General features: G+C 63.5%; 13 protein-coding genes. 9 read left to right on the top strand and 4 right to left on the bottom strand.

Annotation, left to right across the window (positions count from 1 at the left end; all coding sequences use genetic code 11):
• Window positions 1-274 precede the first annotated feature (274 nt).
• On the bottom strand, window positions 275-1,546 hold the full coding sequence (locus HV711_RS15295) for an SGNH/GDSL hydrolase family protein (protein ID WP_035482538.1): 1,272 nt from the start codon (window positions 1,544-1,546) through the stop codon (window positions 275-277).
• A gap of 148 nt (window positions 1,547-1,694) precedes the next feature.
• Complete coding sequence (locus HV711_RS15300) at window positions 1,695-3,320, bottom strand: NAD(P)/FAD-dependent oxidoreductase (protein ID WP_035482541.1); 1,626 nt, start codon at window positions 3,318-3,320, stop codon at window positions 1,695-1,697.
• 225 nt (window positions 3,321-3,545) lie between these two features.
• On the opposite strand from HV711_RS15300, the gene paaA reads away from it, so the two are divergent.
• From paaA to HV711_RS15340, 8 genes are all read left to right on the top strand, one after another.
• On the top strand, window positions 3,546-4,544 hold the full coding sequence (gene paaA / locus HV711_RS15305) for a 1,2-phenylacetyl-CoA epoxidase subunit PaaA (RefSeq protein ID WP_013589842.1): 999 nt from the start codon (window positions 3,546-3,548) through the stop codon (window positions 4,542-4,544).
• A 38-nt stretch (window positions 4,545-4,582) separates the two neighbouring features.
• Entirely contained in the window at window positions 4,583-4,867 is a 285-nt protein-coding gene (gene paaB / locus HV711_RS15310; RefSeq protein WP_013589843.1) for a 1,2-phenylacetyl-CoA epoxidase subunit PaaB, read from the top strand.
• Between the two features lie 8 nt (window positions 4,868-4,875).
• Window positions 4,876-5,679 carry a 1,2-phenylacetyl-CoA epoxidase subunit PaaC gene (paaC, locus tag HV711_RS15315; RefSeq protein ID WP_013589844.1) on the top strand — a complete coding sequence of 268 codons (804 nt, stop codon included), beginning with the start codon at window positions 4,876-4,878 and terminating at the stop codon, window positions 5,677-5,679.
• Window positions 5,680-5,704: 25 nt separating this feature from the next.
• A complete protein-coding gene (gene paaD, locus HV711_RS15320) occupies window positions 5,705-6,274 on the top strand; it encodes a 1,2-phenylacetyl-CoA epoxidase subunit PaaD (protein ID WP_028362224.1) in 570 nt (189 codons plus the stop codon).
• Window position 6,275: 1 nt separating this feature from the next.
• Window positions 6,276-7,364 carry a 1,2-phenylacetyl-CoA epoxidase subunit PaaE gene (paaE, locus tag HV711_RS15325; protein WP_028362225.1) on the top strand — a complete coding sequence of 363 codons (1,089 nt, stop codon included), beginning with the start codon at window positions 6,276-6,278 and terminating at the stop codon, window positions 7,362-7,364.
• Between the two features lie 146 nt (window positions 7,365-7,510).
• Window positions 7,511-8,323 (top strand): DUF1835 domain-containing protein, encoded by an 813-nt coding sequence (locus HV711_RS15330; RefSeq protein ID WP_035482537.1) that lies wholly within the window; start codon window positions 7,511-7,513, stop codon window positions 8,321-8,323.
• A 24-nt stretch (window positions 8,324-8,347) separates the two neighbouring features.
• Complete coding sequence (locus tag HV711_RS15335) at window positions 8,348-8,956, top strand: TetR/AcrR family transcriptional regulator (protein WP_013589848.1); 609 nt, start codon at window positions 8,348-8,350, stop codon at window positions 8,954-8,956.
• 243 nt (window positions 8,957-9,199) lie between these two features.
• Window positions 9,200-9,868 (top strand): GNAT family N-acetyltransferase, encoded by a 669-nt coding sequence (locus tag HV711_RS15340; protein WP_015003938.1) that lies wholly within the window; start codon window positions 9,200-9,202, stop codon window positions 9,866-9,868.
• A 121-nt stretch (window positions 9,869-9,989) separates the two neighbouring features.
• On the opposite strand, the gene HV711_RS15345 is transcribed toward HV711_RS15340, so the two are convergent.
• Window positions 9,990-10,487: an Lrp/AsnC family transcriptional regulator gene (locus HV711_RS15345; protein ID WP_035482535.1), complete on the bottom strand. Its 498-nt coding sequence runs from the start codon at window positions 10,485-10,487 to the stop codon at window positions 9,990-9,992.
• A 176-nt stretch (window positions 10,488-10,663) separates the two neighbouring features.
• Between HV711_RS15345 and hppD the strand changes: the two genes are divergently transcribed.
• The gene (gene hppD / locus HV711_RS15350; protein ID WP_035482533.1) at window positions 10,664-11,761 is read left to right on the top strand and encodes a 4-hydroxyphenylpyruvate dioxygenase; all 1,098 of its coding nucleotides are present in this window, start codon (window positions 10,664-10,666) and stop codon (window positions 11,759-11,761) included.
• Between the two features lie 169 nt (window positions 11,762-11,930).
• Here the strand turns inward: hppD and HV711_RS15355 are convergent, their stop codons facing one another.
• Window positions 11,931-12,128, bottom strand: coding sequence for a hypothetical protein (locus tag HV711_RS15355; protein WP_035482532.1), 198 nt, complete (start codon window positions 12,126-12,128; stop codon window positions 11,931-11,933).
• Window positions 12,129-12,385 lie beyond the last annotated feature (257 nt).

Genomic DNA, 12,385 nt, shown 5'->3' on the forward strand with positions numbered 1-12,385 from the left:
TGTTAGTTTTTAAAGATCGGTTCGCACACTTCGCAGCGCCTGACTTCAACCACCCGGCACCGCTTCGTTCTGCGTCGCTGCATCAGCAGCAGAGAAGCGAGATTATGAAGACTCTCTTCCGTTTCGTCAACTAAATTTTTTCGCTTTCGCTTAAAAAACTGCTTGACGCCACCGCCGCTGGTTTCCGCCGCGGCTCGTCCTTCCAAAACGAGGAGCAAAATAATAGGTCACCGATAGCCTTATGGCAAGGGTGCGACGAAAACTTTGTGCCAGTTCACCTGTGCGCCGGATTCGCCACGGCCTCGACAGGGACCGCGTCGGCCATGGCGGCGTAACCGGCGTCGCTCGGATGGATGTGGTCGCCACTATCGAATTTGCGCTGCAGGCGATCAGGCGCTGCCGGATCGCGCAGGGCGGCGTCGAAATCCACCACGCCGTCAAAAGCATGGCTGGACCGGATCCACTGGTTCACGGCGAGTCGAATATTTTCCCGCTCGGGCGGAAGCGCCGCGGGCGTCAACGTTCCGCCGAACACTTTCACCCCCGCGTGTCGTGCGCCCGCGATCAACCGCTGATAGCCCGCGATCAGCCCGGCCGCCGTCACCGAAGCATGCGGGAAGTCGCAGTCAAGGCCGTTGCGCGCGGGCATCGCCGCAAAATTGATATCGTTGATGCCGATCAGCACAATCACCGACTTCACGCCGGGCCGCTCGATCGCATCCCGCCCAAAACGCGTGAGGAGCGCTTCGCCATAGCAAGGCGAATCGTTCAGCAGCCGATTGCCGCTGATGCCCAAATTGATAACCGCCGTCCACCCGTTGCCCGCACTCGCCAACCGCCGGGCCAATGCGTCGGGCCATCGGCGATTCTGGTTCAGGCTCGAGCGCATGCCGTCCGTGATCGAGTCGCCGATCGTCGCGATCGCCGTCGCCTCAGGCGCCGCGTCGACGGACAGCGCCGTCACCCACGCGTACTGCGTGAAGCGCGCGCGGAACGCCGCGGCTGCCGTGTCTTGCGTGTGATTGCCGGGCGCGGAAACATAATTGAGCTGACTGGAGACCCGGTGCCACGCCTCCATGCGCTGACCCGGCCCGACAAACGCGCTGACCGCATAAGGCGCGCCCTCCGCGACGTCCATCGCGATAGGATCGCTGTCCACCTCGCGGCCCGCCGGGAGGGTCACACTGCTTTTCCCACCGAACGTTACTCGCGCGCCGCCGCCAGCGGACGCCGCAGCGCCGCCGGCCGACCGCGCGATCCGCAGTTCCTCGATCACCAACGGCGTCTTGCCGTACTCGTTGCTGAGATGGATCCGCGCAGACTTCCCTGACAGCGTCGGATAAACAATCTGACGGACGGTGCGGCCGGCAACTTCCGGCGCGCGATAAAGCGGCGGCAAATCGGCACGCTGCGGAATGGGCTGCAGCGCGGTCGCCCAGGCGGCGACCCAATGCGCCGAGGTGTCGGCGGCCGCGGCGGGAACAGAAACGGCAAACTGGCCAAGCAGCGCCGCGCCGCATGCGGCAACCAGGGAGCGGATGGTCATTCCAGTATCTGACTCAGAGCAAAACGAGCATTGTGCACGATTCACGTCGCCCGCCGCGGGGAGCCACACCCAGCCCCGCCGGCGGGAGCGGCGAACAACCGGCAACTGACAGCACGCAACCCGCAAGCCGGCAGCATCGCCCGCGAACTCAGCCGGCCGCTGATGCCCCTGTCATTTTCAAAGCCACGGCTTCTGCCACTTCAATCCCGTCGATGGCCGCCGAGTAAATCCCGCCGGCGTACCCCGCGCCTTCGCCCGCCGGGTACAGCCCCTCGACGTTCATGCTCTGATAGTCGTCACGGCGGCGCACCCGGATCGGCGACGACGTCCGCGTTTCGACGCCCGTCAGCACCGCGTCGTGCATCGCGAAGCCGGCGATCTTCTTTTCCAGCTGCGGGAGCGCTTCGCGGATCGCCTCGATCACGTAGTCGGGCAATGCCGTACTCAGATCCGTGGGATGCACGCCTGGCTTATAGGACGGCACGACCGAGCCGAGCGACGTGGACGGCCGCCCGGCAATAAAGTCGCCGACCAGCTGGCCAGGGGCCATATAGTTGCCGCCGCCGAGTTCGAACGCCCGCTCTTCCCACTTGCGTTGAAACGCAATGCCGGCAAGCGGCCCGCCGGGGTAATCGTCGGGCGTAATACCCACGACGATTCCCGCATTCGCATTGCGCTCGGCCCGCGAATACTGACTCATGCCGTTGGTCACCACCCGGCCGGGCTCGGATGTCGCCGCGACCACCGTGCCGCCCGGGCACATGCAGAAGCTGTACACCGCGCGCCCGTTGCTGCAGTGATGCACGACCTTGTAGTCCGCGGCGCCCAGTTGCTTGTGGCCGGCAAACTTGCCGAACCGGCTGCGATCGATCACACCCTGTGGATGCTCGATCCGGAAGCCGAGCGAGAACGGCTTCGCTTCAATATAGACGCCGCGGTCGTGCAGCATCTGGAAGGTATCGCGCGCGCTGTGGCCCACGGCAAGCACCACGTGGTCGCAGCGCAGCGTTTCGCCGGTCGACAGCTTGAGGCCGCGCACTTTTCCCTGATCGATCTCGATATCGTCCACACGGGTCTGAAACCGCACCTCGCCGCCCAGCTCGTGGATGGTCGCGCGCATCTTCTCGACCATGCTGACAAGGCGAAACGTGCCGATGTGCGGACGGCTCAGATACAGAATGTCTTCCGGCGCGCCGGCACGCACGAATTCGTCGAGCACCTTGCGACCGTAGTGCTTCGGGTCCTTGATCTGGCTGTACAGCTTGCCGTCCGAAAACGTGCCCGCGCCGCCCTCGCCGAATTGCACATTCGATTCCGGATTCAGCACCGACTTGCGCCACAGGCCGAACGTATCCTTGGTGCGCTCGCGCACCGCCTTGCCGCGCTCGAGGATGATCGGCCGAAAGCCCATTTGCGCGAGGATCAGCCCGGCGAACAGCCCGCAAGGCCCCATGCCGATCACCACCGGGCGCGGGGCCGTGAGCTGCGCCGGGGCCTTCGCGACAAACCGGTACGTCATGTCGGGCGTCACGCCGCAATGCGGCACGTCGGCGAGACGCTTGAGCGCGGCGGCTTCGTCCGTGACCTCGACGTCGACGATGTAAGTGAGCTTGATGTCGGCGCGCTTGCGCGCATCGTGCGCGCGGCGGAACACCGTGTATCGGACGAGCCCGTCGCGCGGGACGCCGAGTTCCGCGAGCCGTGCGCGAACGGCGGCGTCGAGCGCGCTCTCGGGGTGATCGAGCGGGAGTTTGATTTCGCTAAGACGTAACATGAAATACGGATGCAGGAGGGGCCGCAAATGGGGCCGCCAATCGCGGCCAATTCGCAATTTTATAGGTTAAGCGTCGGCGCGGGGCTTTGGCGCAAAGCCGATGCATCGCCGATCTGCCCCTCGCCATCTATCGGCACGCGCATGTCGTCTCAAAATATTTATTAACCGACCGGTCGGTTGGTTTATACTGTGCGAACCAGACAACTCCCGCAGACGAGCGTCCCCATGTACACGCAATCCCTGGACATTCCCGGTAACGTGGCCCCGCTGGAATCCGGCGCGGCATCGCCGGACGAGGCGCAGTTCGACGCCGTGATGGCCGCCGACGGCAAGATCGAACCGCAGGACTGGATGCCCGAGGCGTACCGCAAAACGCTGGTGCGCCAGATTTCGCAGCACGCGCATTCGGAAATCGTCGGCATGCTGCCCGAAGGCAACTGGATCACGCGCGCGCCGAGTCTGAAGCGCAAAGCGATTCTGCTTGCCAAGGTGCAGGACGAAGCCGGTCACGGCCTCTATCTCTACAGCGCGGCGGAAACGCTCGGCGTCTCGCGCGATCAGCTGATTGCGGCGCTGCATGCCGGCAAGGCCAAATATTCGAGCATCTTCAATTATCCGACGCCCACTTGGGCAGATGTGGGCGTGATCGGCTGGCTGGTCGACGGTGCGGCGATCATGAATCAGATTCCTCTGTGCCGTTGCACCTACGGCCCGTACGCGCGCGCGATGATCCGCATCTGCAAGGAAGAGTCGTTCCACCAGCGCCAGGGTTTCGACGCGCTGATGGCCATGATGTCCGGCACCGAAGCCCAGCGCGAACTCGTGCAACAGGCGGTGAACCGCTGGTGGTGGCCCGTGCTGATGATGTTCGGCCCGAGCGACAAGGACTCGATCCACAGCAATCAGTCGTCGAAATGGGGCATCAAGCGTATTTCGAACGACGACCTGCGGCAGAAATTCGTCGACGCCACCGTCGAGCAGGCCAAGGTGCTGGGTGTCACGCTGCCCGACCCGGCGCTCAAATGGAATGAGGCGCGGGGTCATTACGACTACGGCGATATCGACTGGGAAGAGTTCTGGCGTGTCGTGAACGGCGACGGCCCGTGCAACCGCGAGCGCCTCGGCACACGCGTGAAAGCCCACAACGACGGCGCCTGGGTTCGCGAAGCGGCGCTCGCCCACGCCGAAAAGCAACGCCAACGCGCACAACAGCACGCCGCCTGAGCCGCGCGGCGCGCCATGCAACGAATCAGGAGATCAGGATGAACAAGGAATGGCCGATTTGGGAAGTCTTCGTGCGCAGCAAGCAGGGACTCGACCATAAGCATTGCGGCAGTCTGCATGCCGCCGACGCGCAAATGGCGCTGCGCATGGCGCGCGACGTCTACACACGCCGCCAGGAAGGCGTGAGCATCTGGGTGGTGCCTTCTTCGGCGATCACGGCCTCGGCGCCGCAAGACAAGGCGGAAATGTTCGAACCGGCGGGCGACAAGATTTACCGCCATCCGACGTTCTACACGCTTCCCGACGAAGTCAATCACATGTAAGCGCGCCCATGAACACGACGCCCGACCATCTGCAATATGTACTGCGCCTCGCGGATACCGCGTTGATTCTCGGTCAGCGCAACACCGAGTGGTGCGGCCATGGCCCGATTCTCGAAGAAGACATCGCGCTCTCCAACATGAGCCTCGACCTGATCGGCCAGGCGCGCCTGCTGTATACGCATGCGGCCTCGCTCGAGCAGCAGCTCACCGGCAAGAAGCGCAGCGAAGACGACTATGCGTACTTCCGCGCCGAGCGCGAGTTCGCCAATTACACCTTGGTCGAGTTGCCTCACTACGGCCCGCTGTCCGCGACCGCGCAGGCCGAGAAGGACTACGCCGTCACCATCGTGCGAAATTTCCTTTATTCGACGCTGATGGCGCACCTGTGGACGGCGCTCATGCAATCGAAGGACGCGCAGCTTGCCGCCATTGCCGCGAAGTCGATCAAGGAGACGAGCTACCACGTGCATCACGCGAGCGAGTGGCTGATCCGTTTCGGCGACGGTACGGACGAATCGCATCGCCGCGCGCAGGCCGCGCTCGACTACCTGATGCCGTACACGCGCGAATTCTTCAGCACGGACGCCGTGGAGGAAGCCGTCGCCGCCGCCGGCATCGGGCCGCTCAGCGCCGATCTCGAATCCGCCTGGCTCGACGACGTGCGCGCCGCGCTCGAACAAGCCACGCTCGCGCTCCCCGAGCCGGTCAAGCACATCACGACCGGCAAGCACGGCGAGCATTCCGAGCACATGGGCTTTGTGCTGGCCGAGATGCAAAGCCTTGCGCGGCAGCATCCCGGTGCGACCTGGTAAGCGCGGCCACTCTGCCGATCCGATCATGACGACCTCGACCGCTCCCCTAGCCGCGCCCCGCGTCGCCCACGACCCCACGCTGCAACGCGCGTGGGCCGTGCTTGAAGCCGTGCCCGATCCGGAGATTCCGGTGGTGTCGATCCGCGAGCTCGGCATTCTGCGCGATGTCCGCCGGGCCGACGATGGCGCGCTCGAAGTCGTGATCACGCCGACTTACTCGGGCTGCCCGGCCATGTCGCAGATCGCCGAAGACATCGGGCATGCACTCGAGCTCGCCGGCCTCACGCCGTATCGGATCGCCACGGTGCTCGCGCCCGCGTGGACCACCGACTGGATGACCGCCGAAGCCCGCGACAAGCTGCGCGCCTACGGCATCGCGCCGCCCACGGGCCATTGCGGATCGGCGGACGGCTCGGCCTTCGCGCCTCAGGAAAAAGTGATGCGCTTCGTGCCGCGCGCGCTGCCCGCGCCGTCGTGCCCACGCTGCGGCTCGGCCCATACCGAACGCCTCGCGCAATTCGGCTCAACCGCTTGCAAGGCCTTGTACCGCTGCCTCGACTGCCGCGAACCCTTCGACTATTTCAAACCCTACTGATATGGCTACCCCGCAATTTCATCCGCTGCGTATCCGCGAAGTGCGGCCGGAAACCGCCGACGCCGTCTCGGTCGCCTTCGAAGTCCCCGCCGACCTGCGCGAGTTGTATCGCTTCACGCAGGGCCAGTTCGTCACGCTGAAGACGCACATCGACGGCGAGGAAACACGCCGCTCGTATTCAATCTGCGTCGGCGTGACCGACTACGACCGCGACGGCGAACTGCGCATCGGCATCAAACGCGTGCGCGGCGGCCGCTTCTCGAATTTCGCATTCGACACGCTGCAGCCGGGCCACACGATCGACGTCATGACGCCGGACGGCCGCTTCTTCACGCACCTTAACGCAGACCACGGCCAGCAGTATGTGGCGTTCGCGGGCGGCTCGGGCATCACGCCGGTGCTCGCCATCATCAAGACGACGTTAGAAGTCGAGCCGCGCAGCACCTTCACGTTGATTTACGGCAACCGCAGCGTCGACCAGATCATGTTCGCGGAAGAACTGGAAGACCTGAAGAACCGCTTCATGAATCGCTTCGTGCTGTACCACGTGCTGTCCGACGATTTGCAGGACGTCGAGCTGTTCAACGGCGTGCTCGACCAGAAGAAATGCGCGGCGTTTCTGGCGAGCCTCGTGCCTGCGGATTCCATCGACGAGGCCTTTATTTGCGGCCCCGCGCCGATGATGGACGCCGCCGAGGCCGCGCTCAAAGCCGCCGGCGTGCCGCCGGAAAAAGTGCATGTGGAGCGCTTCGGCTCGCCGCTGCCGCAAGCGGGCGTGCCGCCCATCGAAATCACCGAAGATACGCCGGCCGCCGAGCTGGAAATCGTGCTGGACGGAAAACGCCGCAAGCTGCGCCTACCCTATCAGGGCGTGAGCGTGCTCGACGTCGGCCTGCGCGCCGGCCTCGCGCTGCCCTACGCGTGCAAAGGCGGCGTTTGCTGCACATGCCGTGCGAAAGTCGTGGAAGGCGAAGTGAAGATGGAAAAGAACTACACGCTGGAAGAACACGAGATCCGCGACGGCTTCGTGCTGACCTGCCAGTGTCATCCGATCAGTGACCGCGTCGTGGTGAACTACGACGAACGTTGACGAGACGCTCGTCGCGCATTGCGCCCGCCGTGCTTTGAGCCGTCCCGCGATCCGCTTACACTAGGGGCCGCTCGCCATCGGACCATTCCGGTCCGCGAGGCGAGCGGCCCTTTGTCAATCGCCCACTAAAACCCCAATCACGGCCGATGAGCACGATCCACCTCACGAACGGCGATGTCGCCGCGGAATCACTGCGCACCGCCTTGCGCGAAGCGGGCTGCGACGATCGCGTGCACGCCTTGCGCGACGACCTCGCGGTCGGCCCTTTGCGCGGCATCGACGACGGCCCCGACGTGCGCGCCACCTTCTGGGATCGCGTGAGCGCGGACACGAAGCGCGACTTCATCCGCGAGTTTCGCGAGCAGGCGGCGGCACTTGAGGCCATCGCGCGCGGCGCAGCGAACCTCGTGGTCTGGCACGCCGAAAGCGCCGCCGATCAATTGATGCTGCGCCGTGTCTGCTATTACCTGCGCAATCAGCCTCAGCGCCTCAACGAAGTGCGTTTGTCGATTCGCGATCTCACCGATGCCGGCGCCTGGGCGCACACCCGCAGGGATCGCGCGACGTCCGTCGGCATGTTCGCACCCGCGGTGCTGCAAACGCGTTTGCCTGACGCGGCGCCGATCTCCGTGCTGCGCATCAGCCGACTCGCGCTCGAATGGCAAGAAGCGAAACACGCCAACGGCGAAACGCGGCGCTGGCGCGACAACACCTTCACGAGCGGCAACTTCGCCGATCTCGACGCCCTGATACTCGAGCACGCCGGCGCCGACTGGCAGCCGGCCGCGCGCGTGGCCGCAGAAGTCATGACCGCCGAGCTCGGGTTTCTCGTCAGCGACAGCATTGTGCTGTGGCGTTTCCGCGAGCTGGCCGCCACACGCCGGATCAGGCTGCGCGGCGACGCGAGCGCGTGGCGCACCCTCGAACTGTGCGCGGCACTCGCACCCTGTCCCCACTGATAAGCCGATAAATAGCAGACCACCATGGCCCGCACCCGAGCCCCCGACCACGAAACCCAGCGCGAGCAGATTCTCGAACTAGCCGCGGCCAAGTTCGCGCAGACGAGCTATCCGAGCACGTCGATGTCAGATCTTGCCGCGGCGAGCGGCACGTCGAAAGCGCGCCTCTATCACTACTACGAGAGCAAGGAGGCGATCCTCTTCGATTTGCTGGATCGCTACACGAAACGGCTCATGCTGATCATCGCCGAGGTGGAGGGCGCGAGCCAGCGCCGCGGGCTGACCGAGCGCGAGACGTTCGCGGAGCTGATCCGCGCGTTCCTCTCCGAATATGAAACGTCGCACAGCCGGCACGTCGCCCTTTTGAACGACGTGAAGTATCTCGTCGACGCCCAGCGCGAGGTCATTCTCAACCGCCAGCGCGACGTGGTCGCCGCCTTTGCGCGGCAACTGGCACGCGCTTACCCGGAGCGCGCCACGCGCGAAAACCAGACCGCGCTCACCATGATGGTGTTCGGCATGATCAATTGGACCTTCACCTGGCTAAAACCGGGAGGACGCATGGGCTACCGGGAATTCGCAGAGCAGGTGGTGGCTATGGTCGACCACGGACTGGGCGCGGAAGCCCGCTGATTGCGCACCACAGCAATACGCACACAGCATGAAGACCCGGGTTGCATAGATACGACATCCTGAAACGAACGCCCGTATTTTTATATTTCTTTTGGTAATTCATAGACTTAGCGTCACAGCATTGCTCCATTAGGTAGCATCTTCCAATCTAGATACGGGTTTTCCCTAGTGCGGAGGTCGGGGTTCGGCTACAATCCTTTTTGCGGTGCACCAACGCCGCGCGATGAAAAGGAGAACCCGACCATGACCATGATTACACCCCGCGCCGCCGAGCCGATCGTCGCGCACGATCGCGCGTCGCTGCCAGCCGGTCGTGCGCCTGCTCTGGTCCGTGAACTCACGGCGGTCGACCGCGACCGTCTGTTGACCCATTTCCTCGCACTGGACGAAGACGACCGCCTGCTGCGTTTCGGACAAGTCGTGCCCGACCACGTCATCGAAAACTACGTCCGCGCGATCGACTTCACGCGCGACACCGTGTTCGGCGTATTCGACGATCAATTGCAGCTCACGGGTGTCGGTCACCTGGCTTACTTGCCGGCGGAAGGCGACAAGCGCACGGCCGAGTTCGGCGTTTCCGTGCTGGAAAGCGTGCGCGGCCAAGGTATCGGTTCCAGGCTGTTCGAGCGCGCGGCCATTCGCAGCCGCAACACACACGTCACCACGCTTTACATGCACTGCCTGTCGCGCAACTCGACCATGATGCACATCGCGAAGAAGGCCGGCATGAAGATCGAATACGCGTACGGCGAAGCGGACGCTTATCTCACGCTGCCGCCCGCGGATCAAACCAGCATCATCACGGAAATGCTCCAGGAACAGGCCGCAGTGTTCGACTATGCGCTCAAACGCCAGGCGCGCCGCACGTCGCGATTGCTCGAGTCTTTCATGCCGGCGGCCGCGGCGGCATAACAAGCGACGCATCGGGGCACGCAAGCGCCCGCGCAGCAACAAGGGGCAGCCGCATGGCCGCCCTTTTTCGTTTACCACGTGGACCTTTGAGCGCCGTGAACCGCGCGTCTTCGCAACACCTTTACAAAATAGGCAGCGCCGTCGTCTCCTTGATCGTTCCCAGCGAGAAGCTCGTTTTGACGTCGATCACCGAAGGATGATGCAGCAGCTGGTCCTGCACGAAGCGCGAGAAGTGCGCCATGTCCTCGACCTGAACCCGCAGCAGATAGTCCATGTCGCCCGTCATCGCGTGGCAAGCCACTACTTCAGGCCAGGTCTGGACGGCCGCGCGGAACAGGTCGGCGTGAGTCGCCTCGCCGCGCGGGCTGAGCGCCGAACCGCCGCGCTTTTCTAGCCGGACATTGACATACGCAAGCAGATCGAGCCCAAGGCGCTGCGCGTCCAGCAGCGCGACGTAGCCGCGAATCACCCCGCTCTCCTCAAGCCGCCGGATGCGCCGCAAACACGGACTCGGCGAGAGATTGATCCGCTCGGCAATCTCCTGATTCGACAACCGGCCATTCTCCTGAAGGATCGCCAGAATCCGCCGGTCGATTGCGTCCATCTCGATATGAGCCACTTTCTGCCGCCGTTAGATGAATTTGAGCCAGAAAATAGCGCAACGCTACGCCTTGGGGATTAAGTTCGCAAGTTTCCGGCGCGATGCGGCCTTTACACTGGCGTCATTCGGTCGCGCTCTATCGCATTTCGCGCGCGCGATTCCGGCGCACAGCGCCCTCGACATGGAGACAGGCAATGCAGGTTCCAACCTGGGACAATCCCGTCGGCACCGACGGCTTTGAATTCATCGAATACACGGCACCGGATCCCAAAGCGCTCGGCAAGCTGTTCGAGCAGATGGGATTCACCGCTGTCGCGCGTCATCGTCATAAGGACGTGACGCTTTACCGGCAGGGCGACATCAACTTCATCGTCAATGCCGAGCCGGATTCGTTCGCGCAGCGCTTCGCGCGCCTGCATGGCCCGTCGATCTGCGCGATTGCGTTCCGGGTTCAGGACGCGGCGAAGGCCTACCAGCAGGCCGTAGAAAAAGGCGCGTGGGGCTTCGACAACAAGACGGGCCCGATGGAACTGAACATTCCGGCCATCAAGGGCATTGGCGATTCGCTGATCTATTTCGTCGACCGCTGGCGCGGCAAGAACGGCGCCGCGACCGGCAGCGTCGGCAACATCGACATTTACGACGTGGACTTCGAGCCGATTCCCGGCGCGAATCCAAACCCGGTCGGTCATGGCCTCACTTATATCGACCACCTCACGCACAACGTGCACCGCGGTCGCATGCAGGAATGGGCGGAATTCTACGAGCGCCTTTTCAACTTCCGCGAAGTGCGTTACTTCGACATCGAGGGGAAAGTGACGGGCGTGAAGTCGAAAGCGATGACGTCGCCGTGCGGCAAGATCCGCATTCCGATCAACGAGGAAGGTTCGGAAACCGCCGGCCAGATCCAGGAATATCTGGACGCGTATCACGGCGAAGGCATCCAGCACATCGCGCTCGGCAGCAACGACATTTACCGTACCGTCGACGGTCTGCGCGCGTCGAACATCTCGCTGCTCGACACGATCGACACGTACTATGAACTGGTGGACCGCCGCGTGCCGAATCATGGCGAGCCGCTCGAGGAACTGCGCAAGCGCAAGATTCTGATCGACGGCGCGCCGGACGATCTGCTGCTGCAAATCTTCACGGAGAACCAGATCGGCCCGATCTTCTTCGAGATCATCCAGCGCAAAGGCAATCAGGGTTTCGGCGAGGGCAACTTCAAGGCGCTCTTCGAATCGATCGAGCTGGATCAGATCCGCCGGGGCGTCGTGCAGGACAAGGCGTGAAACAGTGAGGCGTCCGCCGGCGTTGGCGGATGATCAAAAGCACGCATAGGCGTTGATAAAGCGACAAGGGCGAGGATTTCACGATCCTCGCCCTTGTCGCGTGTTCCGCTGCCTGAGTCCAAGCCGGGCAGCGGCGAGGCAACCATCGACACGCTGCATCAGCAGCGCGTCATGAATTCTGGTCTTCCTTGCGAGACGCGCTCTCGCGCGCGATGCGATTGATGGCAACGCGCGCCGGCGCAACCAGCGCCGTGCGGCTGATCGCGCCAGACAGCGCCCCCGTGCTCGCGTTCGAACGCACCGGCGCGCTCATGGCGAAAAAAGCGGCCGACACCATCAGGAAGGTCTGGATGTTTCTCGTGTTCATGCGTACTCCTTTTCTAACTGCCCTGTTGTCGTGAAGCGCCGCAACATGCGGCACGTTGGCAGACATTGCTCACAGGTGCGGTGTTAGACAGACAGCTCAACTGCGGTTCCGCGAAATTGTAGGTTTTACAGCTTGTTACACCGACTGGCGCGCGCGACGGGCGAACCTTGCAAAAGAACGCGACCGCTGAAATGACTTACCTGACGACCGTGGCTCCGGAAGCTCCCGCCTGATGCGGCGGGTTTTCACCAGTGCTA

The sequence above is a fragment of the Paraburkholderia phenoliruptrix genome, assembly GCF_902859825.1.
In the GTDB taxonomy this organism is placed as follows: Bacteria; Pseudomonadota; Gammaproteobacteria; order Burkholderiales; family Burkholderiaceae; genus Paraburkholderia; species Paraburkholderia phenoliruptrix.

Excerpts from the sequence above, each read along its gene's own strand:
- HV711_RS15295 (WP_035482538.1), bottom strand. The coding sequence starts at position 1,546 with ATGACCATCCGCTCCCTGGTTGCCGCATGCGGCGCGGCGCTGCTTGGC.
- HV711_RS15300 (WP_035482541.1), bottom strand. The coding sequence starts at position 3,320 with ATGTTACGTCTTAGCGAAATCAAACTCCCGCTCGATCACCCCGAGAGC.
- paaA (WP_013589842.1), top strand. The coding sequence starts at position 3,546 with ATGTACACGCAATCCCTGGACATTCCCGGTAACGTGGCCCCGCTGGAA.
- paaB (WP_013589843.1), top strand. The coding sequence starts at position 4,583 with ATGAACAAGGAATGGCCGATTTGGGAAGTCTTCGTGCGCAGCAAGCAG.
- paaC (WP_013589844.1), top strand. The coding sequence starts at position 4,876 with ATGAACACGACGCCCGACCATCTGCAATATGTACTGCGCCTCGCGGAT.
- paaD (WP_028362224.1), top strand. The coding sequence starts at position 5,705 with ATGACGACCTCGACCGCTCCCCTAGCCGCGCCCCGCGTCGCCCACGAC.
- paaE (WP_028362225.1), top strand. The coding sequence starts at position 6,276 with ATGGCTACCCCGCAATTTCATCCGCTGCGTATCCGCGAAGTGCGGCCG.
- HV711_RS15330 (WP_035482537.1), top strand. The coding sequence starts at position 7,511 with ATGAGCACGATCCACCTCACGAACGGCGATGTCGCCGCGGAATCACTG.
- HV711_RS15335 (WP_013589848.1), top strand. The coding sequence starts at position 8,348 with ATGGCCCGCACCCGAGCCCCCGACCACGAAACCCAGCGCGAGCAGATT.
- HV711_RS15340 (WP_015003938.1), top strand. The coding sequence starts at position 9,200 with ATGACCATGATTACACCCCGCGCCGCCGAGCCGATCGTCGCGCACGAT.
- hppD (WP_035482533.1), top strand. The coding sequence starts at position 10,664 with ATGCAGGTTCCAACCTGGGACAATCCCGTCGGCACCGACGGCTTTGAA.
- HV711_RS15355 (WP_035482532.1), bottom strand. The coding sequence starts at position 12,128 with ATGAACACGAGAAACATCCAGACCTTCCTGATGGTGTCGGCCGCTTTT.